At 73.5% G+C, this 22782-nt stretch carries 19 protein-coding genes and 1 pseudogene; 6 read left to right on the top strand and 14 right to left on the bottom strand.

What is annotated here, in order from left to right; translation table 11 throughout:
* Positions 1–6: 6 nt before the first annotated feature.
* The 3 genes and pseudogenes from pgsB to ACZ6ZT_RS15150 form a co-directional block, all read left to right on the top strand.
* Positions 7–1248: pseudogene (gene pgsB, locus ACZ6ZT_RS15160) on the top strand (poly-gamma-glutamate synthase PgsB); the annotation flags it as partial.
* Between the two features lie 668 nt (positions 1249–1916).
* Positions 1917–2399, top strand: coding sequence for a poly-gamma-glutamate biosynthesis protein PgsC/CapC (locus ACZ6ZT_RS15155; protein ID WP_469719603.1), 483 nt, complete (start codon positions 1917–1919; stop codon positions 2397–2399).
* 52 nt (positions 2400–2451) lie between these two features.
* Positions 2452–3543: an NlpC/P60 family protein gene (locus ACZ6ZT_RS15150; protein WP_469719602.1), complete on the top strand. Its 1092-nt coding sequence runs from the start codon at positions 2452–2454 to the stop codon at positions 3541–3543.
* Positions 3544–3549: 6 nt separating this feature from the next.
* On the opposite strand, the gene ACZ6ZT_RS15145 is transcribed toward ACZ6ZT_RS15150, so the two are convergent.
* On the bottom strand, positions 3550–4542 hold the full coding sequence (locus ACZ6ZT_RS15145) for an SAM-dependent methyltransferase (protein ID WP_469719601.1): 993 nt from the start codon (positions 4540–4542) through the stop codon (positions 3550–3552).
* 107 nt (positions 4543–4649) lie between these two features.
* Between ACZ6ZT_RS15145 and ACZ6ZT_RS15140 the strand changes: the two genes are divergently transcribed.
* Positions 4650–5861, top strand: a complete 1212-nt coding sequence (locus ACZ6ZT_RS15140) for a sensor histidine kinase (protein WP_469719600.1) — start codon at positions 4650–4652, stop codon at positions 5859–5861.
* 17 nt (positions 5862–5878) lie between these two features.
* Positions 5879–6547 carry a response regulator transcription factor gene (locus ACZ6ZT_RS15135; RefSeq protein WP_469719599.1) on the top strand — a complete coding sequence of 223 codons (669 nt, stop codon included), beginning with the start codon at positions 5879–5881 and terminating at the stop codon, positions 6545–6547.
* A gap of 18 nt (positions 6548–6565) precedes the next feature.
* On the opposite strand, the gene ACZ6ZT_RS15130 is transcribed toward ACZ6ZT_RS15135, so the two are convergent.
* From ACZ6ZT_RS15130 to ACZ6ZT_RS15070, 13 genes are all read right to left on the bottom strand, one after another.
* Positions 6566–7990 (bottom strand): DUF6177 family protein, encoded by a 1425-nt coding sequence (locus ACZ6ZT_RS15130; protein ID WP_469719598.1) that lies wholly within the window; start codon positions 7988–7990, stop codon positions 6566–6568.
* Positions 7987–12021 carry a type VII secretion protein EccCa gene (gene eccCa / locus ACZ6ZT_RS15125; RefSeq protein WP_469719597.1) on the bottom strand — a complete coding sequence of 1345 codons (4035 nt, stop codon included), beginning with the start codon at positions 12019–12021 and terminating at the stop codon, positions 7987–7989. The genes ACZ6ZT_RS15130 and eccCa overlap by 4 nt, the downstream gene beginning before the upstream one ends.
* Positions 12018–13289, bottom strand: coding sequence for a hypothetical protein (locus tag ACZ6ZT_RS15120; protein WP_469719596.1), 1272 nt, complete (start codon positions 13287–13289; stop codon positions 12018–12020). Before ACZ6ZT_RS15120 ends, eccCa begins: the two co-directional genes overlap by 4 nt.
* 16 nt (positions 13290–13305) lie before the next feature.
* Positions 13306–14646, bottom strand: coding sequence for a type VII secretion integral membrane protein EccD (eccD, locus tag ACZ6ZT_RS15115; protein WP_469719648.1), 1341 nt, complete (start codon positions 14644–14646; stop codon positions 13306–13308).
* A gap of 22 nt (positions 14647–14668) precedes the next feature.
* The gene (locus ACZ6ZT_RS15110) at positions 14669–14911 is read right to left on the bottom strand and encodes a hypothetical protein (RefSeq protein WP_469719595.1); all 243 of its coding nucleotides are present in this window, start codon (positions 14909–14911) and stop codon (positions 14669–14671) included.
* 40 nt (positions 14912–14951) lie between these two features.
* Positions 14952–15254: a hypothetical protein gene (locus tag ACZ6ZT_RS15105; RefSeq protein WP_469719594.1), complete on the bottom strand. Its 303-nt coding sequence runs from the start codon at positions 15252–15254 to the stop codon at positions 14952–14954.
* A gap of 72 nt (positions 15255–15326) precedes the next feature.
* A complete protein-coding gene (locus ACZ6ZT_RS15100) occupies positions 15327–16082 on the bottom strand; it encodes a hypothetical protein (RefSeq protein WP_469719593.1) in 756 nt (251 codons plus the stop codon).
* Positions 16079–18460, bottom strand: coding sequence for a hypothetical protein (locus tag ACZ6ZT_RS15095; protein WP_469719592.1), 2382 nt, complete (start codon positions 18458–18460; stop codon positions 16079–16081). Before ACZ6ZT_RS15095 ends, ACZ6ZT_RS15100 begins: the two co-directional genes overlap by 4 nt.
* Positions 18457–18837 (bottom strand): DUF6507 family protein, encoded by a 381-nt coding sequence (locus ACZ6ZT_RS15090; protein WP_469719591.1) that lies wholly within the window; start codon positions 18835–18837, stop codon positions 18457–18459. The genes ACZ6ZT_RS15095 and ACZ6ZT_RS15090 overlap by 4 nt, the downstream gene beginning before the upstream one ends.
* A 63-nt stretch (positions 18838–18900) precedes the next feature.
* The gene (locus ACZ6ZT_RS15085; protein WP_469719590.1) at positions 18901–19212 is read right to left on the bottom strand and encodes a pore-forming ESAT-6 family protein; all 312 of its coding nucleotides are present in this window, start codon (positions 19210–19212) and stop codon (positions 18901–18903) included.
* A 20-nt stretch (positions 19213–19232) separates the two neighbouring features.
* A complete protein-coding gene (locus ACZ6ZT_RS15080; protein WP_469719589.1) occupies positions 19233–19565 on the bottom strand; it encodes a hypothetical protein in 333 nt (110 codons plus the stop codon).
* A 183-nt stretch (positions 19566–19748) separates the two neighbouring features.
* Positions 19749–21086, bottom strand: a complete 1338-nt coding sequence (locus tag ACZ6ZT_RS15075) for a PH domain-containing protein (RefSeq protein ID WP_469719588.1) — start codon at positions 21084–21086, stop codon at positions 19749–19751.
* A complete protein-coding gene (locus ACZ6ZT_RS15070) occupies positions 21083–21574 on the bottom strand; it encodes a PH domain-containing protein (RefSeq protein WP_469719587.1) in 492 nt (163 codons plus the stop codon). Before ACZ6ZT_RS15070 ends, ACZ6ZT_RS15075 begins: the two co-directional genes overlap by 4 nt.
* Before the next feature lie 31 nt (positions 21575–21605).
* Here ACZ6ZT_RS15070 and ACZ6ZT_RS15065 point away from each other — a divergent pair, with 31 nt between their 5' ends.
* Positions 21606–22748, top strand: coding sequence for an NADH-quinone oxidoreductase subunit D (locus ACZ6ZT_RS15065; RefSeq protein WP_469719586.1), 1143 nt, complete (start codon positions 21606–21608; stop codon positions 22746–22748).
* Positions 22749–22782 lie beyond the last annotated feature (34 nt).

Below are 22782 nucleotides of genomic sequence, written 5' to 3'. Positions count from 1 at the left end.
TCCGCCGTGCTCTTCCTCTACTGCGTGCTGCTCGTCTGCTGCCTGATCATGCTGGTCGCGGGCATCGTGGAGCAGCGCCGCCACTTCTCCAACCTGGACCGGATACCGAACCGGGTGCTCGTCAACGGCATCCGCGGCAAGAGCTCCATCACCCGGCTGTGCGCGGGCGCGCTGCGCGGCGGCGGCCTGACCACGGTCGCGAAGACCACCGGCACGGCGGCCCGGTTCATCCACCCCGACGCCACCGAGGAGCCGGTCTACCGCAAGTTCGGCATCGCCAACGTGGTCGAGCAGATCGGCATCGTGCGGCGCGCCGCCGCCTACCGGCCGGACGCGCTGGTCATGGAGTGCATGGCGGTCATGCCGGCGCTCCAGGAGATCAACCAGTCCAAGCTGATCCAGTCGACCATCGGCGTCCTGTGCAACGTCCGCGAGGACCACGTCGCCGAGATGGGCCCGACCCTCGACGACATCGCCCGGTCCCTGTCGCGTTCGATGCCGCACGGCGGGATCTGCGTCACCGCCGAGAAGGAACGTTTCGACGTACTCCAGCTGGAGGCGGACGCGCGGAACTGCGAGCTGATCTACGCCGACCCGGACACGGTCTCCGACGAGGAGCTGCGCGGGTTCAGCTGGTTCACGTTCAAGGAGAACGTCGCGATCGCCCTCACCGTCGCCGGTCTCCTCGGCGTCGACCGGGCCACCGCGTTGAAGGGCATGTACGAGGCCCCGCCGGACCCGGGTGTGCTGTCGGTCGAGCGGTACCTGGCGCCGGGCGGCAAGCGGCTGCGCTTCGCCAACGTCTTCGCGGCGAACGACCCCGAGTCCACGCTGATGAACATCAACCAGCTGCTGGACCTGGGGGCGGTGGACCGCCCGCTGAACGTGGTGATCAACTGCCGGCCCGACCGGGTCGAGCGCAACGGCCAGATGGGGTCGATCGTTCCCGAGCTCCAGCCGGACAAGGTGTTCGTGATCGGGCATCCCGCCAAGAGCGCCATCGACGCCATCCCGGCGGCCTGGCGCGACCGGGCCGTGGACCTGGGCGGTGACCAGCGCGACGGCGAGGAGTTCATGCACGAGCTGCTGGGTCACCTGGGGGCCAGCTCCTCGCTGGTCGCCATCGGCAACATTCACGGCCAGGGCGAGATCCTGCTGGAGCACCTCGCGGAACTCCCGCCGGACGAGTCCGACCCGGACACCGAGACGCCGCGCGCGGAGCCCGCGACCCCGGCCTTCACCCGCCCCCTCGACCCGTACGCGGAACAGCCGTACGAAGAGGACCCGTACGGCGAAAACCCGTACGGCCACCTCCGGCAGGAGCAGTCCGCCTACGGGCAGGCCCCGTACGGACAGGCCGCGTACGGGCAGGCCCCGCACGGGCAGGCCTCCTACGCCCAGAACCCACACGGCCAGGCCCCGTACGGTGAGCACCCGAACGGCCAGGCCCCCTATGCGGGGGACACGTACGGGCAGGCCCCGCACGGGCAGGGTCCGCAAGGCCAGACCCCGCACGGCCAGACCCCGCACGAGCAGCAGTCGTACGGCCAGCACCGCTACGGGCAGCACCGGTCCGCGCACGATCTGGCGGGGCAGGACCCGGCCGGGCAGCGGCCCCACGCCCAGGCGCCGTCCCCGCAGGACCCGTACGCCCAGCGGCCCCACACCGGGCACCCCTACGCGGCCGACCCGAACGGGCAGCCCTGGCAGCCCCCGCAGGCGCAGCCCGGCGGCCCCGCGGGCCCGTCCGGGCAGGACCCGTACGCGGGAGTTCCCCGCCCCGCGCCCGAGCCGTTCGGCATCGCCAGCGCCACCCCCGTACCGGCCTGGCCGCAGCAGCAGCACCCGCAGCAGCCGCAGCAACAGGCCGACCCCGCCCGGCCAGGGCACCCGCACGACCACCCAGGAGAGCCCCGTTGATCCCCGCCGTCCTCACCCCCGAGATCGCCGCGATCGGCATCGCCCTGGGCCTGCTCTTCTCCCTGCTCTGCTACCTCACCACCAACCTCTCCCCCGGCGGCATGATCACCCCGGGGTGGCTCGCGCTCACCCTCATCGAGGACCTCCAGCGCGCCGCCCTCGTCGTCGGCATCACCGTGACGACGTACCTCCTGACCCTGCTCACGCAGAAGTTCGTCATCCTCTACGGCAAGCGCCTCTTCGCCGCCGTCGTCCTCATCGGCGTCCTCCTCCAGGCCACCGTGGTGATCGTGCTCCAGATGGAGTTCCCGCTCCTGTACGCGAACCAGACGCTCGGCTTCATCGTCCCGGGCCTGATCGCCTACCAGCTGGTCCGCCAGCCCAAGGGGGCCACCCTGCTCGCCACCGGCAGCGCCACGCTCATGACGTACGTCGTCCTGACCGCCGGGATCCTGCTCGGCGTCATGCCCAGCGCCTGACGCGCCACCGCCCCCGCCCGCCCGCACCCACCGCAGCCGCCCGGAGCCCCGCATGAGCGCCCCGTCGAAGACGAAGAAGAAGACGCAGAAGCGGCCGAAGGGCCGCCGCTCCCTCCCCGCCGTGCACACGGTCACCGTGCTCGCCCTGCTGGCCGGCAGCGCCTACTTCACGTACGCGCTGCGGACGGAGGAGCAGGCCAAGACGCCCGCCGTGCACGTCGTCGCCGACGGGAGCGGCGCGGCCGGCGCCCAGAAGTGGGAACGCGTGCAGAGCCCCGCCCGCTCGGTGCTGCGCGACGCCGGCGGGCAGGTGCTGGCCACCTTCACCGACGGCGCCCGTACCGCCACCCTCACCGGCCCCAGCCGCACCTTCAGCGAGCCCGCCACCACCACCTCCCGGGTCGTCACCGACGCCTGGGTCCGGCTGATGCCGGAGGCGTGGAAGGAGGGCGCCGAGAACCAGCCGTGGTTCAAGGACTGGTTCAAGAAGTACTACGGCAGCCGCGAGGACGACATCTTCGCGACCGCCTTCCAGTACGGCGACCAGGCCCCGGTGAAGAAGGACCCGCAGGGCACCCCGTACGCCGGCGACGCCGCCTTCGGACCGCTCAACCCGGCCGGCTCGCTCGGCAACGACCTGCGCCTGGAGCAGTCCGACTTCTACGACTACCTCGGCAAGCCGTACGCGTTCCGCAACGGCGTCAGCAAGCAGCCGCAGCCCGCCCGTTACCGGTCGATCGACTGCTCGGGCTTCGTCCGCATCGTCTTCGGCTACCGGTCCCGCTACCCCCTCCTGCCCGACGACACCCCGGGCGCCGGCCTGCCGCGCACCGCCAACGGCATCGCCCGCTCCGCGCTCGGTACGGACGTCATCCCGCTCAAGGGGACCGGCCCGGAGCACCGGCCCGCGTCCACCGATGTGGTCCAGCCGGGCGACCTGCTGTTCTTCAAGCTCGACGCCCGTACCAAGGACCGCCTCGACCACACGGGCATCTACCTGGGCACCGACACCGACGGGCACAAGATCTTCATCTCCAGCCGGGAAGAGGCCAACGGCCCGACCATCGGCGACAAGGGCGGTGCCTCGCGCCTCGACGGGAACGGCTACTACGCGACGACCCTGCGCAGCGTGAAGCGGCTCTGACCCCGCTCAGCGGACCGGCCCCGGCCACGGCGGGACGCCGACCGGCTGGACCAGCCAGCCGAAGTCGCCGAGGCCCCCGCGGGCGGTGAGTTCCGCCGCCTCGCCCGCCGCCGCCAGGGCCCGGACGTACGCCGCCGGGTCGGTGGTGGCCAGCGCCAGCGGCGGGCGGCCGCCCGAGACGCCGAGCGCGGTCAGGGCCTCGCGCTGGCCGAGCAGAGCCGCGCCCGGCCCCGCGCAGGCGTCGAGCGCGACGTGCGCGGTGATGTCGCAGCCGCCGTCGGGGACCGGCGGGACCTCCCGTCCCGACCGGAACCCGGTCAGGGTGCCGCAGGGGGGCCGGGCCGCGCGGGTGTGGGCGTAGTCCACCGCCACCGCCAGGCCCCGCTCCAGGGTGGCGACGGCCGCCGCCCAGGCCTCGTCGCGGGCCCGGCCGACCTCCGCCCGGCCCTCCCCGGCCGCCGCGCCGGGCCACCACCGCTCCAGCCAGGCCCGGTCCGCCGCGTCGACGGGGCCGCCAAGGGTCTCCGTACCGTCCGGCGCGACCAGGACGTACCGGCCGTCCTCCACGACGTCGAGGGGTACGTTGTCCAGCCATTCGTTCGCGAACAGCAGGCCCGTCGCCCCCTCGGGCGGGGCGGCGACCCAGCGGATCCGCGGGTCCAGCCCGGCCGGCTCCGCCGCGCGCTCCACGGCGTACGGGCGCACCCGCGCCGCCACCCCGGCCGGCAGCGCCGCCAGCACCCCGGTCAGCAGTTCGCCGCGCCCGGCCCCGACGTCGACCAGGTCGAGGCGCCGCGGCCGGCCGAGGGCCTCGTCCACGACGCGCAGCAGCCGGGCCACCGCACCCGCGTACAGGGGCGAGGCGTGGACGGACGTCCGGAAGTGCCCGGCGGGCCCGGAGCCGCCGGGCCGCACGTAGAAACCGCCCGGCCCGTACAGCGCGGCCTCCATCGCGGTCCGCCACCGGACCGGTCCCCTCACTCCACCCTCAGCGCTCATCCCCCACAGGCTAAGGTCACCCTCCACCTTGGGGAGTACGCCCCCGTCACAGGGATCGCACCTGTGGTTGACTCCAGCACCTATCTCCTTTCCCTACTCTGGGTTACGTGCAGCGCCTCTACGACTTCATCCGCAGACACCCGACGGGCGTCGACAGCTTCTGGGCTGTCCTCCTCTTCGGGCTGTCGATGCTGATCGTCGCGGAGGCCGGCGGCGCGGCCGAGGTGAGCACGCCGCGCCGGCTGCTGGCCGTCCCGTGCGTGGTCGCGCTGTGCACCGCCGTCGCGCTGCGGCGCAAGTGGACGGTGCCGATGTTCTGGCTGACCGTCGGGGCGGGCGTCTACCAGCTGGTGCTGGGCCCGGAGGCGAGCCTCTTCGACTTCGCGATGCTGGTGGTCCTGTTCACCGTGGCCGCCGGGGACGTCCCGCGGTGGGTCTCGCGCACCGCGCTGGGCTTCGGGCTGCTGGCCTCGCCGCTGTACTTCGCGCGCTTCGGCGTGGACAAGGGCCCCAGCACCGCGGAGGCCGTGCTGTTCACCCTGTTCATGACGGTGCCGTTCGCCCTCGCCTGGGTGCTGGGCGATTCGCTGCGCACCCGGCGCGCCTATTACGCGCAGCTCGTGGAGCGCAACCAGCGGCTGGAGAAGGAGCGCGAGGCGCAGGCCAAGGTGGCGGTGGCCGCCGAGCGCGCCCGGATCGCCCGCGAGCTGCACGACGTCGTCGCGCACAACGTGTCGGTGATGGTGGTCCAGGCCGATGGGGCGGCGTACGTCATGGACGTGGCGCCCGACCAGGCCAAGGAGGCCCTCCAGACCATCTCCGGGACGGGCCGGCAGGCCCTCGCGGAGATGCGGCGCCTGCTGGGCGTGCTGCGCACGGGCGAACCGCAGGAGTCGGAGGACTACGTCCCGCAGCCCGACGTCGAACAGATCGAGGTCCTGGTCGAACAGGTGCGGGCAGCCGGCCTGACGGTGGACTTCGAGGTCGAGGGCGCCCGGCGCCCCCTGCCGAGCGGGGTCGAACTGACGGCGTACCGCATCGTGCAGGAGGCCCTGACGAACACCCGCAAGCACGGCGGCCCGGAGGCCAGGGCCAGCGTCCGGCTGGTCTACTTCGACGACGGACTCGGCCTCCTGGTCGAGGACGACGGCCGCGGCGCGGCGCACGAACTGTACGAGGACGGCGGCGCCGACGGCGCGGGCCACGGCCTGATCGGCATGCGCGAACGCATCGGTATGGTCGGAGGCACCCTGGACGCGGGCCCCCGCCCGGGCGGCGGCTTCCGCATCAGCGCACTGCTCCCGCTGAAGAAGAGATGACGAGGTCGAGGTAACTGATGTCCATTCGCGTGATGCTCGTCGACGATCAGGTGTTGCTGCGCACCGGTTTCCGGATGGTGCTGGCGGCTCAGCCGGACATGGAGGTCGTCGCCGAGGCGGGGGACGGGCTGGAGGCGTTGGAGGTGTTGCGGGCCACCAAGGTGGACGTGGTGCTGATGGACGTGCGGATGCCGCGGCTCGACGGGGTGGAGGCGACGCGGCGGATCTGTGAGCCGGAGGAGCATCCGAAGGTGATCATCCTGACCACCTTCGACCTGGACGAGTACGCGTTCTCCGGGCTCAAGGCAGGGGCGAGCGGGTTCATGCTGAAGGACGTGCCGCCCGCGGAGCTGCTGGCGGCGATCCGGTCCGTGCACAGCGGGGACGCGGTGGTGGCGCCGTCCACGACGCGGCGGCTGCTGGACCGGTTCGCGCCGATGCTGCCCTCCACGACGGAGGAGCCGCGGAACAAGCAGGTCGAGCGGCTGACGGACCGGGAGCGGGAGGTCATGCTGCTGGTGGCGCAGGGGCTGTCGAACGGCGAGATCGCGGCGCGGCTGGTGCTGTCGGAGGCCACCGTGAAGACGCACGTGGGCCGCATCCTGACCAAGCTGGGGCTGCGCGACCGGGTGCAGGTCGTGGTGCTGGCCTATGAGACCGGGCTCGTGCGGGCGGGCGGGATGTAGTTCCGCCCGCCCCGCCCGTCAGGGCGTTCTGCGCAGGTGGGTCAGCAGGGTGGTGAGGGTGTCCCAGGCCGTCGGGTCGGTGCCGTCGCCCAGGGGGTAGTGCAGGCCGGGGCGGTGGGCGGGGCCGACCGTGGCGGGGCGCAGGGCCAGCGGGGGGCGGCGGGCGTGGGTCAGGGTGACCTCGGCTACGCCCTTGCCGCCCAGGGTGAACGACACCGGCAGCGGCGCGGCGCCGAAGCGCGGGACCACGCCGAGGTCGCGGCGGCCCGGGCCGACGGAGGCCAGCATGCTGACCAGGCCGTGCTCGGCGGTCAACTGCCCGGCCAGATCCGGCAGGGCGGCCAGCGGCAGCGGGTCGCCGGGGCCGTGACCGAGGGTGAGGGTGACGTCCTCCTCGACCCCGGCGGCCGTCCGGCTGATCCGTACGACGGCCAGCGCGCCCGGCCCCACCACCGTGAGCAGGGTCGGCTCCGGCGCCCGCCCCCGCGCGAGCCCGGTGAGCTGGCGCGGCGACCAGGGGAGGTTCACCGGCTCGGCGGTGCCCCAGCCGGCGGGCGCGGACCCGGTCAGGGCCTGCCAGGCGGCCTCGACGGAGCGGCCGAGCAGCGTGTCCTCCTCGGCGGGGTGCTCCGTACGGAAGGACACGGTCAGCCGGCGGTCCCGGGTGTCGGAGGCGACGGCGGGGTCGGCGGGGTCGGCGGTGTCGGCGCGGGTGAAGGCCTGCGCCGCCCGGGTCTTCCCGGCGGCGTCGCGGACCGGGGCGAACGTGCCGTCCTGCCAGCTCAACACCGCCCCGGAGAGGCCGTCGTAATAACCGCAGTCGGGGTCCTGGACGACCCACCGGTTGGGCACGCCGGTCAGCGCGGTCCGCAGCGGCAGGCTGAGCCGGCAGTGGGCCGGGGTGACGAGGTGCAGGGCCGCGCCGAAGCCGGCGGTGGTGCGCAGGACGTCCGACAGCCAGGCCGTCAGCGGGATCACGGGCCGGTCGGCGAGGACCACGGCGGTGGACTCGGTGACCACGTCGACGGTCGGCAGCGCGCCGACGGGCGCGGGCGCCGCCGAGGCCTCGGAGGTGACGGGGACCTCGGTGACGCGCCCGGCGCCGGGGGGCCAGACCGTCCCGCCCAGCACCTCCGCGAGCCGCCCGGCCACGCCTCCGGCCAGGTCGGCCGCCTCGGGGACGGCGGTGGAGGCACGGGTCTCCGTCCACCAGAAGGGAACCCGGGCCGGGGTGCCGAGGAGCCGTTCCGCCTCGCCGGGGACCTGGACCAGGACCGGCGCCTCCACCGAGACCAGCGGCCGGCCCCCCGCGCCCAGCAGCTGGATGACGGCCCCGTCGGCGGCGGACGCGGCGTCCAGCCCGGTGCCGCCCGCCGCGAGGGCCACGACCAGCGCGGCCGTGTCCGGCATCTTCGGGGTGAGGGCGATGACGTCCTTGGTCACGGTTTCGGTGCCTCCGGGGCGGTAGGGGGCGCGGCCAGCGCGGTCTGCACGATCTGGTGCGGGCGCCCGCGCCGGACCAGGGTGCCGCGGCCCGGCGGCTGGGCGCTCGCGTAGAGCTGCGGGAAGAGCTGGCCCTCCGAGCGGTCGCCGTTCATGACGAGGGCGGTGGTGCCGGATTCGCGCAGCGTGGTCAGCAGCGGTTCGTACAGGGCCCGCGAGGCGCCGGCGACGCGCCGGGCGATGACGAAGTGCAGGCCGATGTCCTGGGCGGACGGCAGGTAGGGCACGAACGCCTGGAGGGGCTGCTGCCCGGCGGTGGTGAGGATGTCGTAGTCGTCGACGAGGACCACGATGCGCGGGCCCGTGAAGCCGGGGCCCTCCCCCGGTTCGGCGTCGGGGTCGATCCCGTCCTCGGGGAGCCGCTTGTCGAGTTCCTTGGCGATGCCCGCCGACAGGGCCGCGGCGAGCTTCGCGTTGTGCGCGTACCCGCCCCGGTAGGGCTCGGGGACGACGCCGCGCAGCCCGCGCCGGGGGTCGTACACGGCGAAGACCAGCTCGTCCTCGCCGTAGCGGGCGATGAGCTGGCGGGCGATCAGGGAGAGCAGGTTGGTCTTGCCGCACTCGTTGTCGCCGAGGACCAGCAGGTGCTGGTCCTGCTCGAAGAGATCCAGCAGGACGGGCGCGAGCACGTCCTGGTCCACGCCGACGGGCAGCCGGCGGGGCTCCTCGGCGGCGGAGGGCAGCCGGTCGGCGGGCAGCCGCGCGGGCAGGACCCGTACGGGGGAGGCGAGGTCGCCGTGCCAGGTCGCGCGGACCGTCCCGGCGGCGTCCTCCAGGGCGGCGGCGAGGTCGGTGGTGCCGAGGCCGGAGTCGATCCGGGGCAGGGCGGCCTGCGCGAACAGCTTGCCGTCGGTGAGGACCCGGCCCGGGGTGTCGGGGGAGATCGTCTCGGACAGCTTGCGGTCGATGGCGGAGTCGGAGGGGTCGCCGAGGCGCAGTTCGACGCGGCTGCCGAAGAGCGACTGGTTGGCGATGCGCACGTCGTTCCAGCGCAGCATGCCCGCGACGACGTGGATGCCGTAGCCGCCGCCGCGCTTGAGCAGGTCGGTGACGGCGTCGTCGAGGTCGGAGAACTCCTCGCGCAGGGCCCCGTACCCGTCGACGAGGAGCACGATGTCGGTGGACGCCAGCTCGGGCAGCCGCCCGTCGGCGCGCAGCCGGCGCAGCTGCTCGACGGAGTCGACGGAGTGCTCGCGGAAGAGTTCCTCCCGGGCGGCCAGCATGCCCCGTACCTCGGCGACCGTACGGGCGGCCCGTTCGCGGTCCGCGCGGCCGGCGATCCCGCCGACGTGCGGGAGCCCGGCGAGCGCGGCGAGGCCGCCGCCGGCCAGGTCGAGGCCGTACAGGGCGACTTCCTGCGGGGTGTGGGTGAGCGCGAGGGACAGGGCGAGGGTGCGCAGCAGGGTGGTCTTGCCGGACTGGGGGCCGCCGGTGACGGCGGTGTGCCCGCCGGCCACCTTCAGGTCCAGCTCCCAGGGGCCGCGCCACTGCCGGGCGGGGTCGTCGAGGACGCCGAGCGGTACGCGCATCGGCGGGCGCCGGTCCGCGCCGAGCCGGAGTCCGTGTCCGGTGACGGACAGCGGCCCGGCGGCGGCGTCGAGGGGGATCGCGTCGGGCAGCGGCGGGAGCCAGATGCGGCGTACGGGCGGGGCGGCGCCGGCGAGCTGGCCGACGATGACGCCGAGGACGCTGGGGCCGGTCTCCCGGGCGGTGGCGGCGGGCTTCTCCTCGGCGGCCCCGACGGAGGCGGAACCGGCGGAACCACTGTTGTCCCGCAGGGTGTTGAAGGCCGGGTACTCCAGCGCCAGCGGCCCCCGCTCGGCGGGGTCGCGGTCCGCGACGGGACCCCGGTAGCGCCCGGAGACGTAACCGGCCTTGAAGCGGGTGTAGGTGGAGGTGTCCACCTTGAGGTAGCCGAAACCCGGCAGCGGCGGCAGCTGGAAGGCGTCGGTGGTGTCGAGGACGGTGCGGGACTCGTCGGCGGAGAAGGTGCGCAGGCCGAGCCGGTAGGAGAGGTAGGTGTCCAGGCCCTTGAGCTTGCCGCCCTCGATGCGCTGGCTGGAGAGCAGCAGGTGCACGCCGATGGAGCGGCCGATGCGGCCGATGGACAGGAACAGGTCGATGAAGTCGGGCTTGGCGGTGAGGAGTTCGCCGAACTCGTCGATGACGACGAACAGGTGCGGCAGCGGCTCCAGTTCGGGCTTCTCGGCGCGCAGGACGGCGTAGTGGCCGATGTCGGCGACGTGCCCGGCGTCCTTGAGGACCTGCTGGCGGCGCTTGACCTCGCCCGCGAGGCTGGTGTGCACGCGTTCGACGAGCCCGGCCTGGTTCTCCAGGTTGGTGATGACCCCGGCGACGTGCGGGAGCTTCTCGAAGGGGGCGAAGGTGGCGCCGCCCTTGTAGTCGACCAGGACCATCGCGAGGTCTTCGGGCGCGTGCGTGGCGACCAGCGCGAGGACGAGCGTACGCAGCAGCTCGCTCTTGCCGGAGCCGGTCGCGCCGACGCACAGCCCGTGCGGGCCCATGCCGAGCTGCGAGGACTCCTTGAGGTCCAGCAGGACGGGCCCGTGGCGGTCGTCGATGCCGATGGGGACGCGCAGGAAGTCCCGCTCCCCGCGCGGCGCCCACAGCCGGGACACGTCGAGGGCGGCGGGGTCGGTGATGCCGAGCAGGCCCATGAAGTCGACGGGCCCGGAGACGGGGGTGCCCTCGGCGACGGACTCGGCGGACAGCCGCAACGGGGCGAGCATCCGGGCCAGGCCCTCGGCGGTGGCGGGGCCGAGGTCGTCGCACAGGCCCTCGGCGGCGGGGGCCTGCGGGGTGCGCAGGTCCCGGACGGTGACGTGGGGGCCGTCCACGGTGATCCGTATCGTCACCTCGTCGGGCTCGTGGACCTGCTCGGCGAGCAGGTGGAGCACGGTGGTGTTCATGTCGGCCAGGCCCACGGCGGTGTCGGGGCGGGGCAGTTCGACGGCGTTCTCCCCGTACTCGTCGCTGACGACGAGGAGCCGCCCGGCGAGGGCGAGCGCGCGCCGGTCGGACAGGCCGCGGCGGACCTCGGCGGCGTACGAGGCGCGGCGGCGCAGCTCGGGGGCGAGGACGTCGGCGAGCTGGGGCAGGCTGGGGGCGATCCGCCGGGCGGCGACGGGGCCGTCCTGTTCCTGGGGGTCGAGGACGTGCGGGAGCCACTTGGCCCACTCCCAGTCCGCGGCGAGCCGGTCGCCGGGGACGCCGAGGGCGAGGGCGACGTCGTCGGGGGCGTGCAGCACGGCGGTGTGCACGAGCAGGGCGCGGGCCACGCGCAGGACGCCTTCGCGGTCGCCGACGACGCTGATGTTCCCGGCCCGGTCGAGGGGGACGGTCAGCGGGAAGTCGCCGGCGCGGGCGAAGCGGGACATGAGCGCGCCGGCCTCGTTGAGCATGAACCGGTCGGGCGGGGTGAGGACGCCGCCGCCGCCCGAGCCGAGGGCCAGCGGCTGGACGGCGACGTCGCCGGTGCCGAGGCGGGGGCACAGGAAGTCGGGGTCGGCGCGGCGGCGTTCCCACAGCCGCGCCGGGTCGCGCACGAGGTCGTAGAGGGCCTCCGGGGGCGGGTTGAGCCGGCGGGCCTCCGCGCGGAGTTCCTTCTCGCGGGCGCCGAGTTCCTCGCGCTGCTCCTCCAGGTACTCCAGGTAGCGCTCGCGCTGGGCGCGCCGGGTGCGCTGGGCCTTGCCGCGCTGGGACCAGAAGAGGGCGACGGCCCCGATCAGCGCGAAGACCAGCACGATCGCGCCGACGGCGGCGAACTGGCTGTTGCGGATGACGGTCATCATCACGACCGAGCCCATCACGCCCGCCATCGGCAGCAGCGCGGTCGCCGGGCTGCCGATCTTGCCCTCGGGCAGGTTGGGCGGGGCCTCGACCGTGCGGGGTTCGGCGGCGGCCGGGGGCAGGGCGGTGCGGGCGGGCCGGTGGACGAGCTGCTGGGTCACCGGGGCGCTCCGGCCGCCGGGAGCGCGAGGGAGCGCTGGAGCACGTCGGCGGCGAGGCGTACGGCGGCCTCCCGGGTCCCGGCGCCGAGGAGTTCGGTGCGGACGGCGCCGCCGGAGGCGAGGTGGCGGTCGTACGGGAGGACGACGACCCCGGCGCCGGTCGCGGCCAGCCGCTCGGCGGCCTTGCCGAGGTCGAGGGCGGGGTGCGGGGACTGGCAGGTCAGCACGACGGTGGTGCGGGGCAGGACGGGCACGGGCAGGGTGGCCAGCCAGTCGAGGACGGCGTGGGTGGAGACGAGGCCCTCGGCGGTGGCGGGGGTGGTCAGGACGCGGGCGTGCGCGGTGTCGAGCGCGGTACGGGCCACCTCGCCGGGCAGCGTCTCGCAGTCGACGACGGTGACGCCGAAGTAGCGGCGCAGCGCGACCGTCACCGTGCGGTACGTGGCCACGTCGACCTGGGCCCCGATGCGGCCCTGGCTGCCGGGCAGCAGCCAGCCGCCGTCGGCGAGCGGGACGAGGTAGCCGGTGACGTCGGTGAGCTGCATGGAGGGGCGGACGATCTGGGCGAGGTCGCCGCAGGTCCAGCGCAGGGACTCGACGCCGAGCCGGACGGGGAGGGTGCCGAGGGCGGCGTCGGCCTCCAGGGTCAGCACCGGGTCGTGGCGGAAGTGGTTGTAGGTGCGGCTGAGCAGGGCGGTGACGGTGGTCTTGCCGGAGCCGCCGCGGATGCTGGTGACGACGATGTGCCGGCCGGTGGTGACCGGCTGCTGCACCTGCGCGGCGAGCCCGCTCCCGGTGGCGACGGCCCGCGCGGCCGACGCCCCGAACGCCCCGCGCAGCGCGCGCACCACCCGCCGCCCGGCGGGATCCCCGTGCCGGGGCCGCCCGGCCGCCTCGGCACCGCGCACGGACACGGTCTCGGGCGCGAGGCGGTGCCCGTGGGGGGCGGGCGGGTAGGGGCGGGGGTGCTGGGGCTGGGGCTGGGGCTGGTGCTGCGGCTGGGGCTGGGGCTGCGGTGACCCGGCGCCGGCGGAGCCCGGGCCGGGCGCCGGGACGGGGGCGGGAGCCCGTCCGTAGCGGTCCGGGGACGGAAGGGACGCGTAATCCCGGGACGGGTCGTGCGGCCCGGCCGCTATCGGCGGCTCGGCCGGGTCCGGGGCCGGGTCCGCCGCACGGGGTGTGGCGGAGGAGGCTGCGGCCGTCAGTTCGCCGAGGACCCCGGCCTGCCAGTCGTCACGCCGGCCCTGGCTCTGGCTCATGTCTGACATGTCTGTGTCGCAACCCTTACGCGAAGGTGCCGAGCAGCCGCCCGTACACGCCGAACACCCCGATGAGCAGCGGGAACAGCACGATGACGCCGAACGACTCGGCGGTGTCCCCGAGTCGCCGCAGCCGCACCCGTACGTGCTCGGGCGGCTGTACGGCCAGCACCCCGAGCGCCGCCAGCGCCAGCGCCAGCAGCGTCGCCAGCGGCCCGGCCGCACCCGCCCGGTCCGCCCACACCAGCAGCGCGGCGACGGTGACGGCGGCCCCGGCCAGCAGCAGCGCGACCACCTCCGCGACGAGCGGGAACGCCCGCGCGCGCAGCCACAGCACGGCGGCGACGGCCACGGCCAGCGACACCGTCCACACATCCGGCTCCCGCAGCGCGAGCACCCCGGCCGCGCCCGCCGAGACGGCGGAGGCGAGGGTGGCCAGCGCCATGCCCCGGTGGGTGGCGCCCAGGGCGGTCGCGACCTTGTACCGGCTGACCGAAGCCCCCCGCGCCCGCCGGTCGTCCAGCCCGGTCAGCCCGGCCGCCGCCAGCGCGAGCCGCGGCAGCACCCCGAGCAGCACCACCGACACGACGGCGAGTACGGCCCCGGTACGGGCCCCCGAGCCGCCCTGCGCGACGGCGACGGCCTCCCAGCCCCCGGTCAGCGCCACCAGCGCGACGGCCCCGACGAACCCGCCCCGCCCGAGCGGCGTGAACCACCCCAGCAGCGCCAGCGCCACCGCGAGCGCGCCCGCCACGGCGGCGAGCCGCCCCATCGGACCCCAGTGCTGCGCGTCGCCGAGGGTCCACGCCCCGAGCACCCCGACGGCCCCGGCGCTCGCCAGCAGCGCCGCCGCCAGCCCGGACCGCTTCAGCCGCCCGGCCAGCGCCCCGACGACCCCGCACACGGCGGCCGCCGCGAGCAGCGCCCCCGCCACGGCGCCCGGCGCGAACTCCCGCCGCGCGAACCAGCCGGCGAGCAGCGCCCAGCCGACGAGCCCGGCCCCGGCGGTGACCCGCCGCGCGGCCGGCCGCCAGCGCCAGGCCCGTACGCCGAGGTCCTCGGCGGCCTCGTCCGTCACGTCGTGCACGACGGGCGCGGACGGCACGTCCTGCATCCGCACGAGCCGCAGCACCGCGCCGTCGGCGACGCCGGCGTCCGCCAGGCAGGTGTCGTGCGCGATGACCGACCCGTCGCCGGTGACGAGGTGGCGCAGCATCGGCTGCGCGGCGACCCGGTCGTCCAGCATCCGTATGACGTCGGGCAGCAGCCGCCCGACGGGTTCCCGCGAGGGCAGTACGAGGTCCATCCGCCGCCGCTCACCGACCAGGGTGACCCGGCTCAGTGCCGTACCGCTTCCCGCCCCCATGCTCACCACGCGCCCGAACCTATCACCGAGTACTGACCTGCCCCGGGGCACCGACCTTGCCGATCAGCCGGTGCGAGACGAACGACCAGCCGACGCAGCCCGCGCACAGCACGGCCGCGATGACCAGCCCCGCGACGGCCTTCCCGATCCGCTCGTCGGCCACCCGCCGCCCGCGCTGCGCCCCGAACAACACGGCGTCCCGCAACCGCCGCCGCCGCACCGCGACGGACTCCAGCAACTGACTGTCATAATCCTCGGCCGCCACCCGACCCCCTTCCTCCACCCCGAACGCTAGCCCTCCCCCCTCACCCCACCGAAACCGGCGGCGGGGGCCAGCCCCCACTTCCCTCGAAGAGGTAGGCGTGGACGGCACGCAGGTACTCCCGCAACGCGTGCGCGCCGGCCGGCTCGATGTTCGTCAGCCACTCATACCGCGCACCCCACGCGTCCGCCTCGGCCACAGCCGCCAAGAACCCGCCCCGCACGGCCTCGACATACTCCGCCCCACACCCGTACAGCACCCCCCGCAGATCCCACCCGGTGTCGAACCCCTCCACCTCACCGAGATAACTCCGCACGAACCCCTCAAACCGCGCGTCCCTCAGCATTGCGGCACCCCCAGGTGTTCACCCACGTGGCCTTCCGCACAGGGTGTTCGTCGGTCATCACCAGGCCGGCCCTCAGCCGGAGACGGCGGCCACGATCTCCCCGATGAGCCTGGCCGCCTTGATCTCGTCGAGCTCGGCCAGGCCCGCCTCCTTCAGCTGCGTCTCGGTCGCGGGAATCAGGTCCGTCGGCTCCCACCGCAGCTCCCGGCTGAACAGTTCGTCCGTCTGTCCTCCCCGCAGCACCCGTCGCCTGAGGATGGGACCCTGGCCATCCTCCGCGGTGTAGTACGCGATTCGCCCATCGGCGTCGAGCGCATCGAGGACGGCATCGCCGAGAAGGGTGACGGGCGGGTTGCCGAGGAAGTCCGCCAGGGCACCGAGACGGAAGCTCACACCCGTCAGGTCAACGGCCCCGGAGTTGTCCCGGATGAACTCGCCGCCCCTCTCGTAGAAGAGGACCAACGGCTCGTAAAGGTCGGGAAGGCCCGTGACGGCGTCTGGATTCTGCGCCCGGAGCTCCGCCAGACGGACGGCGCCGGCGCAGGTGTTCCGGACCTCCCCGTTGGGAAGGCGCTTGAGGAGTTCGGCGAGTTCGGCGTCCGATTCCGGGGAAAGCCGGAATTCCGGAGCCACATGGCCGGTCACGTCGAAGAAGGGCCACCCGCTTCCCGCTTCCGGGTATGCCCGCGACCACACTGCTGCCCGTCGGAGGTACTCGCGGAACAGGACGCGACGCGACTTGACGTGCCCGAACGCGAAGTCCCAGTCGCTCATCCACTCAACGGCGCGGAGGCGGTTCAGCACGGCCGATGCCGTCGGAGCGGTCACTTGAGCTCAATTCCCTTCGCACGCAGCTCATCCTTGAGAGCCGCGACCACTTCGTCGATGTTGGACAGATCGGACGCCAGGCGGACGTCCGGAACGTCGAACCCTGCCCTGGCCCACTGCCCGAATCCGCCCCTCGCCTCGTTCACCGCAAGGTCGTGTGCACCGGCGTCACGAGGGTTCCCGGGGAAATCGCGATAGTACTCGACCGGACCGCCGCTGTTCTGGAAGGACTCCCAGAGGTGCGGGGCGTCGACGGTGTACGGCAGTCCCGCTTCCATCAGCCGGCTCTCGACGTATTCGTGCCCGATGTACCGCTCGAACTTCGTCGCCTCTTCAGGGGTCAGCTCACGCCTGCTCGCCGCTTCCCAGATTTCCGCGATGTCGCTCCGCGGGGTGAAGTAGCCGTGCCTGGAAAGGGCCGGTCCCTCGGGCACCACGTGCTCGGTGAGGAAGAAGTGGGTGCGGACACGGTCCAGAACCTGCGAACTGATACCGGTGTTATCGGAAATGGCCCCAATATTCAGGTTTTCCGGGTTGGCTCGGATTTCGTCGTAGAACTGAGCCGCCTTCACGTGCTCAGCGGTGGGCTCCTCGATGTAGCGCGCGCCGTCCGGCCTGGGCTCGGACCCGCCGGGGAAGACCCCTTCGTCGGCACCCCCGTGGGGGCCGTCCGGGAGAGCGCCACCGCCTGGGCCTTCACCCTGGTGCGGAATGCCCGGGCCGTCGTGGCCGCCGCCCGTTCCCCCACCGTCGCCGTGGCCGCCCGTGGTGGGGCCGTCGTGGCCGCCTGCCGTCGGGCCGTCACCGTGACCGCCCGTGGTCGGGGTGGTGTCCGTGCCGTGGTGGGTGCCTGGGCCGGTGCCGGTGGGGTCGGTGTGGCTGTTGTGCGGGGTGTGTTCCGTGACACCGCCCGGGGTGTGGGCCGCGACACCGCCCGGCGTGTGGCCCGCCACGCCGCCCGGGGTGTGTTCCGCGAGGCCGCCCGGGGTGTGGGCGCCGACGCCGGCCGGGATCGGTTCGTGTTTCGGGATCTCCGCCAGGGGGTGGTCCGGGCCCTTGGGGACCGAGGTGAGGTCCTGTTTCGGGAGGCCCTTGTGGTCCAGGAGCTGGTTCGTGGTCTTGTCGAAGTACTGGGGGCGGCCCAGCGCGTCGTCCGGGAGACGGACGGTGTCCTCGGGGTGCGGGAAGGTGATGCCCGGGGAGTCGGCCTTGGGGAGGTCGCGCCACACCACGTCGTCGACCTTCGGGAAGGCCCCGTCGACCTTGCCGAGGCCGCTGAACAGGTCCCCGATCTTGATCTTCGCCAGCGAGCCGGCCTTGCCGATGTACGTCATCGGGTCGATGAGCCGGCCCGCCTTGCCCGCCACACTGATCACCTTCGCGACCGTGCCCGCCTTGGCCGCCGTCCCCGCACCACCCGTGAACACCGTGGTCAGCACGTTGAAGGTGACCGCGCCCGCCGCCCGCGCCGGGTTCTTGCCCCACTCGTCCCACGCGACCAGCGCCTTGCCGGTCTCCTTCACCGCCGTACGCGAATCACGGATCCAGCCCGGCAGGTCCTTGTCGTCGGCCATCCAGAACGCCGTGCTCATCCCCGGCACCGACATGATCGCCAGCCCGGTCGCCAGCTTCGCCAGACCCGTCCACGCCTGCCCGGCCTTGTCCCAGCCGTCCACGCCCACCAGCGTGCCCAGACCCCGGATCGTGCCCCAGATCCCGTCGACGATCAGCCCGTCCCACACGAAGGACTTGGCCCAGTAGCCGATCTCCCAGACCCGGTGGGTCTCCTCCAGCTGCGAACCCCACGGCAGGTCCTGCGCCTTGTTGAGGTCCTCGCCCTTGTACCCGTACATGTTCTCGCCGTGCGAACCGTCGTCCGCCGTCAGCGCCGCCGCCCCGTACAGGGCACGGATCTTGTTCGCGCACGTCCGCTCGGCCGCCCAGAACGCCGAGACCGCCGCGTTCACGTCGTGGATCAGATCGTTGTTCTCATCGATCTTGTCCCCGTCGTCCTTCCAGTGCTCATCCCCGCTGATCTTGCTGCTGAAGGTGGTCGCCTTCGCCTGCAGCTCCTTCAGCCGCGCCACGATCGGCCGCGCCTCGGTGATGTACTCACCCAGCGCCTTCGCCGCCGTCTCCAGCTGGTCCGCGAAGAAATCACTGTCCGTCTTGACCGGCTTCGTCGTCGCGAACAACTGCTCCGCCTCCGGCGCCGAGTAGAACGCCGACAGCCCCTGGAACTCCGAGTCGACGTTCGAACCCGCGTCCCGGAAGGTGCCCGCCGCCGCCGTGATCGCGGTGTGGTCCTGCTGGAGCGCGTCCAGGTCGCCGGTGAACTGCGGGATCGTGCACGGATTGATCGGTACGTGGTCCGTCACTTCTTCTCCGCCCCCGGAAGATCGACCTTCGGCTCCTTCAGCGCCTCGCGCTGCGCGTTCGCCGCCTGCTCCAGGTTGCCGTGCACGTAAGCCGTCGTCGCCTTGATGGCGCCGTTGATCGAGGCCTCCGTACGCGCCGAGATGTACGCGAGCCGGTGCTCGTGGGAGTTCATGAGCCCGCCCAGCGCACCGGCGATCGGACCCATCCCACCGCCCTCACCGCCCGTGCCGCCGCCCGGAGTCACCGTGCCGGCGTGCTTGGCCGCCTCCGGCAGCTCCGTCTGCAGCGACTTGCCCGCCGTCTGGAAGCCCTCCGCCGCGGTGACCGTCTTGTTGACGACCCCCTGCACACCGGACGGCTTGATGTCCCAGCCCATGAACTGCCCCCGTGTCCTTCGTGTCCCTCGTCGATCCCGTACGGCCCCGTACGGCGTGCGCCGTCAGCCGATGTTGTCCACCGCCGCCTTGGCCCTGGCGAGCGTGGCCTGCGCGGTGGTGTCGTTCTGCTCCAGCGTGCCGCGCACCAGGCGGATGATGTCGCGCACCTCGTTGGCCGCCTTGTGCCAGCGCAGTTCCTTGCCGTGGTACTCGTCCGAGACGCCGTCGGCGGTGAATTCGGACATCGCCGCCTTCACGGCCGCCTCGCGGTCGGCGAGTACCCGCTCCAGCTGGCCGATGATCCCGGCCAGGCCGCCCTGCACCTCGACGGAGGCGGCGACGTCGTACGACGTGCGGTCCAGGTTCTGTCCCATGTCTCTCAATCCCCCTGGTATCAGCGCGCGCCGAAGCGAGCCGCGTCGAAGTTCGCCGAACCCTGGTTCTGGTGGGCGTTGTCCTGCTGCTCCTGGTCACCGGTGACGAAGGAGGTGTCCATGCCCTTCTGGCCGCCGAGGATCGCGCGCAGCGAGGCGTTCAGCTCCGCCGTGATCGCGTCCGAGCGACGCTTGAAGGAGTCGAACGCGGCCTTGCCGGCCCCGTTGAACTTGCCCTCCAGCGGGTCCGCCGCGGCGATCAGCAGCTTGATCAGCGTGCCGAGGTCCTCGCTGGAGCCGCTCGTGGCCTTGCCCAGCTCGGACAGCGTCGTGCTGCCCATGTCGAACTTCATTCACCCACCCCTGACGTGTCGTTGCGTCACGCGCATGCGCGTACCTGTCTACCCAAGGGACGTTGCGAACACAAACGCGGTTTCACATGGCCTGAACGACTGTCCGAAAATAATCCCCGACCGGAACCGTCGCTTCCAATCCGGCGGGCGGGTGAGGCCATACGGGCCATACGCGTCCTCGTGTCAGGTCATCCAGCGGTCGGGGCGGGCCGCCGCCCGGGACGTACGCGAGCGGACCGCCTGTTCGTCCAGCAGCGCGGCCGCCTCCGCGGCGGGCCGCAGCCGGGCGGTGACGGTGCCGTTCGCTCCGGTGTCCACGTGCAGGTCAGCCACGCCGCGGGCGCGCTCCCAGGGCCCCTGCGAGAAGCGCACGCTCTGCACCTTCGCGTGCGGAACGATCTCCGTACGCCGGCACAGCCGCCCGCGCCGGGCCGCGAACAGCTCCGCCGAGAGGGCCAGCCCGTACCCCTTCCACCACACCGGCACCACCCATCGCGAGCCCGCGCGCGGCGACGGGCTGAAGGCCAGGGACGTCAGGTCGGCGCCCGGCAGCACCCGGGCGATCACGGCGTGGGCGGCGGCCCGGGTCGCCACCGGCACCAGCACATCGTTCTTCGAGCCCGCCACGGCCAGCTCCACCCGCACCCAGCCGCGCCGCCGCCACAGCAGCGGCTCCACGATCCGTACGGTCTGCACCCGCCCCGGCGGGACGGTCTCGTGCGCCCGGTCCAGCAGCCCGTGGTCCAGCCGCAGCCCGTCGGGGGACTCGGCGACCGTCCAGTCGTACTCGGCGAGGAACCGGCCCAGACTGCCCCTCCACACCGCCCCCAGCAGCGGCAGCAGGACGGCCACCGCCGCCCAGGGGCTGTCACCGAGCCGCCACACCACCACCGGGGCGACGAGCCCGGCTGCCAGCGCGGCCCACACCCCGAGGCTGAGCAGCAGGGAGACGGCCAGGTCGCGCACCGGCACCCGCAGCAGCTCCCGCTGCGGGGCCTCACCGAGGCCGGCCGCCTCGGCCGGGGCGAAACCGGCCGCCCGCGCCAGCAGCTCGGCGCGCAGCGCGACGGCCTCCCGCTCACCGAGGAAGGCCAGCTCGTCCTTGGCCTCGGCGCCGATGACGTCGAGCCGGAGCTTCGCGACGCCCGCGATCCGGGCCGGCATCGGACGGGTGACGTCCACGGCCTGGAGGCGGTCGAGGCGGATGTGGGCGGTGCGGCGGAAGATCAGGCCGGTGCGGATGCGGAGCTCGGTGTCGGTGACGGAGTAGTGGGTGAACCACCAGCTGAGCAGTCCGTACGCACCGAAGACGAGGACCAGCGCGGCCAGCGCGAGCAGCCGCGGCCCGACGGGGTAGGAGCGCACCCACTCCTGGGCCCGCTCGCCCTGCTGGAGGACCAGCCCGACGGTCGCGGCGACCGGCACCCACGCCCGCCGCAACGGCGTCAGCACGTGCAACCGCCGCTCACCACCCGACCCACCCGGCCCGCCCGACCCCCCAGCCCCACCCGCCCCGCTCACAGCCCCGCCGACCTTGCCTCGCCCCGTTCCGACAGCCGGTCCCGCAGCCGCTCCGCCTCCGCCGGGTCCAGCCCCGGAATCCGGGCGTCCGACGCGGCGGCGGCCGTGTGCAGCTGTACGGAGGCCAGCCCGAAACGCCGCTCCAGCGGCCCGGAGGTGACCTCCACCAGCTGCATCCGCCCGTACGGGACCACCGTCTGCTCCCGCCACAGCACGCCCCGGCTGATCAGCAGGTCGTCGGCCCGTTCCGCGTACCGCCAGGACCGCCAGTTCCGCCCGAGCAACACCCACCCCCAGACCAGTGCGCAAGGCCAGAGCGCCGCGACCACCGCCCACCCCGGACCGGCCAGCAGCCCCAGGCAGACACCGGTCGCCACCGTCAGCGCCACCGTCCACACCACCAGCAGCAGCCGCCGCAGGGTGAGCAGCCCGCCCGGCAGCCCCACCCACTCGGGCCCGTCCGGCCCACGCCTCGTCCCGGTTCCCATCCCCCCACCCTAGGGCTGAGACAATGCGCGCATGACGGAGACCACGGTCGGCATCGGCGGTGCGGCGGAGAGCACCGACATGGTGCTCAACATCGGACCGCAGCACCCTTCCACGCACGGCGTGCTGCGCCTGCGGCTCGTCCTGGACGGCGAGCGCATCGTCAGCGCCGAGCCGGTGGTCGGCTACATGCACCGCGGCGCGGAGAAGCTGTTCGAGGCCCGCGACTACCGCCAGATCGTGATGCTGGCCAACCGCCACGACTGGCTGTCGGCGTTCTCCAACGAGCTCGGCGTGGTCATGGCCGTCGAGCGGATGCTCGGCATGGAGGTCCCCGAGCGCGCGGTGTGGATGCGGACGCTGCTCGCCGAGCTGAACCGGGTCCTGAACCACCTGATGTTCCTCGGCTCGTACCCGCTGGAGCTGGGCGGGATCACCCCGATCTTCCACGCCTTCCGCGAGCGCGAGGAGCTCCAGGCGGTCATGGAGGAGATCTCCGGCGGCCGGATGCACTACATGTTCAACCGCGTCGGCGGCCTCAAGGAGGACCTTCCGGCCGGCTGGCTCGGCCGGGCCCGCGCCGCCGTCGCCGACGTCCGCACCCGCATGGACGTCTACGACAAGCTGGTCCACGGCAACGAGATCTTCCGGGGCCGCACGCGCGGCGTCGGCGTCCTGTCCGCCGAGGCGGTGCACGCGTACGGGGTCTCGGGCCCGATCGCCCGCGCCTCCGGCGTCGACTTCGACCTGCGCCGGGACGAGCCGTACCTCGCCTACGGGGAGCTCCAGGACGTCCTCAAGGTGGTCACCCGCACCGACGGGGACTGCCTGTCCCGCTTCGAGGTCCTGCTCGGCCAGACGCACAACGCCCTCGACCTCGCGGTGGCCTGCCTGGACCGGATGGACGAGCTGCCGCCGGGGCCGGTCAACCAGCGGCTGCCGAAGGTGCTGAAGGCGCCCGAGGGCAGTACGTACGCCTGGACCGAGAACCCGCTCGGCATCAACGGCTACTACCTCGTCTCGAAGGGCGAGAAGACCCCGTACCGGCTGAAGCTGCGCAGCGCCTCCTTCAACAACATCCAGGCCCTGGCGGTGCTGCTGCCGGGGCAGCTGGTCGCCGACATGGTGTCGATCCTGGGCTCGCTCTTCTTCGTCGTCGGTGACATCGACAAGTAGCCGGGGCGGGCGGGCGGCCTGGAGCCGCGCTGTC

This window comes from Streptomyces sp. NPDC102258, from assembly GCF_055584685.1.
This window is presented reverse-complemented; position numbering and strand designations above follow the sequence as displayed.

Excerpts from the sequence above, each read along its gene's own strand:
- ACZ6ZT_RS15120 (WP_469719596.1), bottom strand. The coding sequence starts at position 13,289 with ATGTCAGACATGAGCCAGAGCCAGGGCCGGCGTGACGACTGGCAGGCC.
- ACZ6ZT_RS15085 (WP_469719590.1), bottom strand. The coding sequence starts at position 19,212 with ATGGGACAGAACCTGGACCGCACGTCGTACGACGTCGCCGCCTCCGTC.
- ACZ6ZT_RS15150 (WP_469719602.1), top strand. The coding sequence starts at position 2,452 with ATGAGCGCCCCGTCGAAGACGAAGAAGAAGACGCAGAAGCGGCCGAAG.
- ACZ6ZT_RS15090 (WP_469719591.1), bottom strand. The coding sequence starts at position 18,837 with ATGGGCTGGGACATCAAGCCGTCCGGTGTGCAGGGGGTCGTCAACAAG.
- ACZ6ZT_RS15070 (WP_469719587.1), bottom strand. The coding sequence starts at position 21,574 with ATGGGAACCGGGACGAGGCGTGGGCCGGACGGGCCCGAGTGGGTGGGG.
- ACZ6ZT_RS15145 (WP_469719601.1), bottom strand. The coding sequence starts at position 4,542 with ATGAGCGCTGAGGGTGGAGTGAGGGGACCGGTCCGGTGGCGGACCGCG.
- eccD (WP_469719648.1), bottom strand. The coding sequence starts at position 14,646 with ATGGGGGCGGGAAGCGGTACGGCACTGAGCCGGGTCACCCTGGTCGGT.
- ACZ6ZT_RS15105 (WP_469719594.1), bottom strand. The coding sequence starts at position 15,254 with ATGCTGAGGGACGCGCGGTTTGAGGGGTTCGTGCGGAGTTATCTCGGT.
- ACZ6ZT_RS15135 (WP_469719599.1), top strand. The coding sequence starts at position 5,879 with ATGTCCATTCGCGTGATGCTCGTCGACGATCAGGTGTTGCTGCGCACC.
- ACZ6ZT_RS15065 (WP_469719586.1), top strand. The coding sequence starts at position 21,606 with ATGACGGAGACCACGGTCGGCATCGGCGGTGCGGCGGAGAGCACCGAC.
- ACZ6ZT_RS15080 (WP_469719589.1), bottom strand. The coding sequence starts at position 19,565 with ATGAAGTTCGACATGGGCAGCACGACGCTGTCCGAGCTGGGCAAGGCC.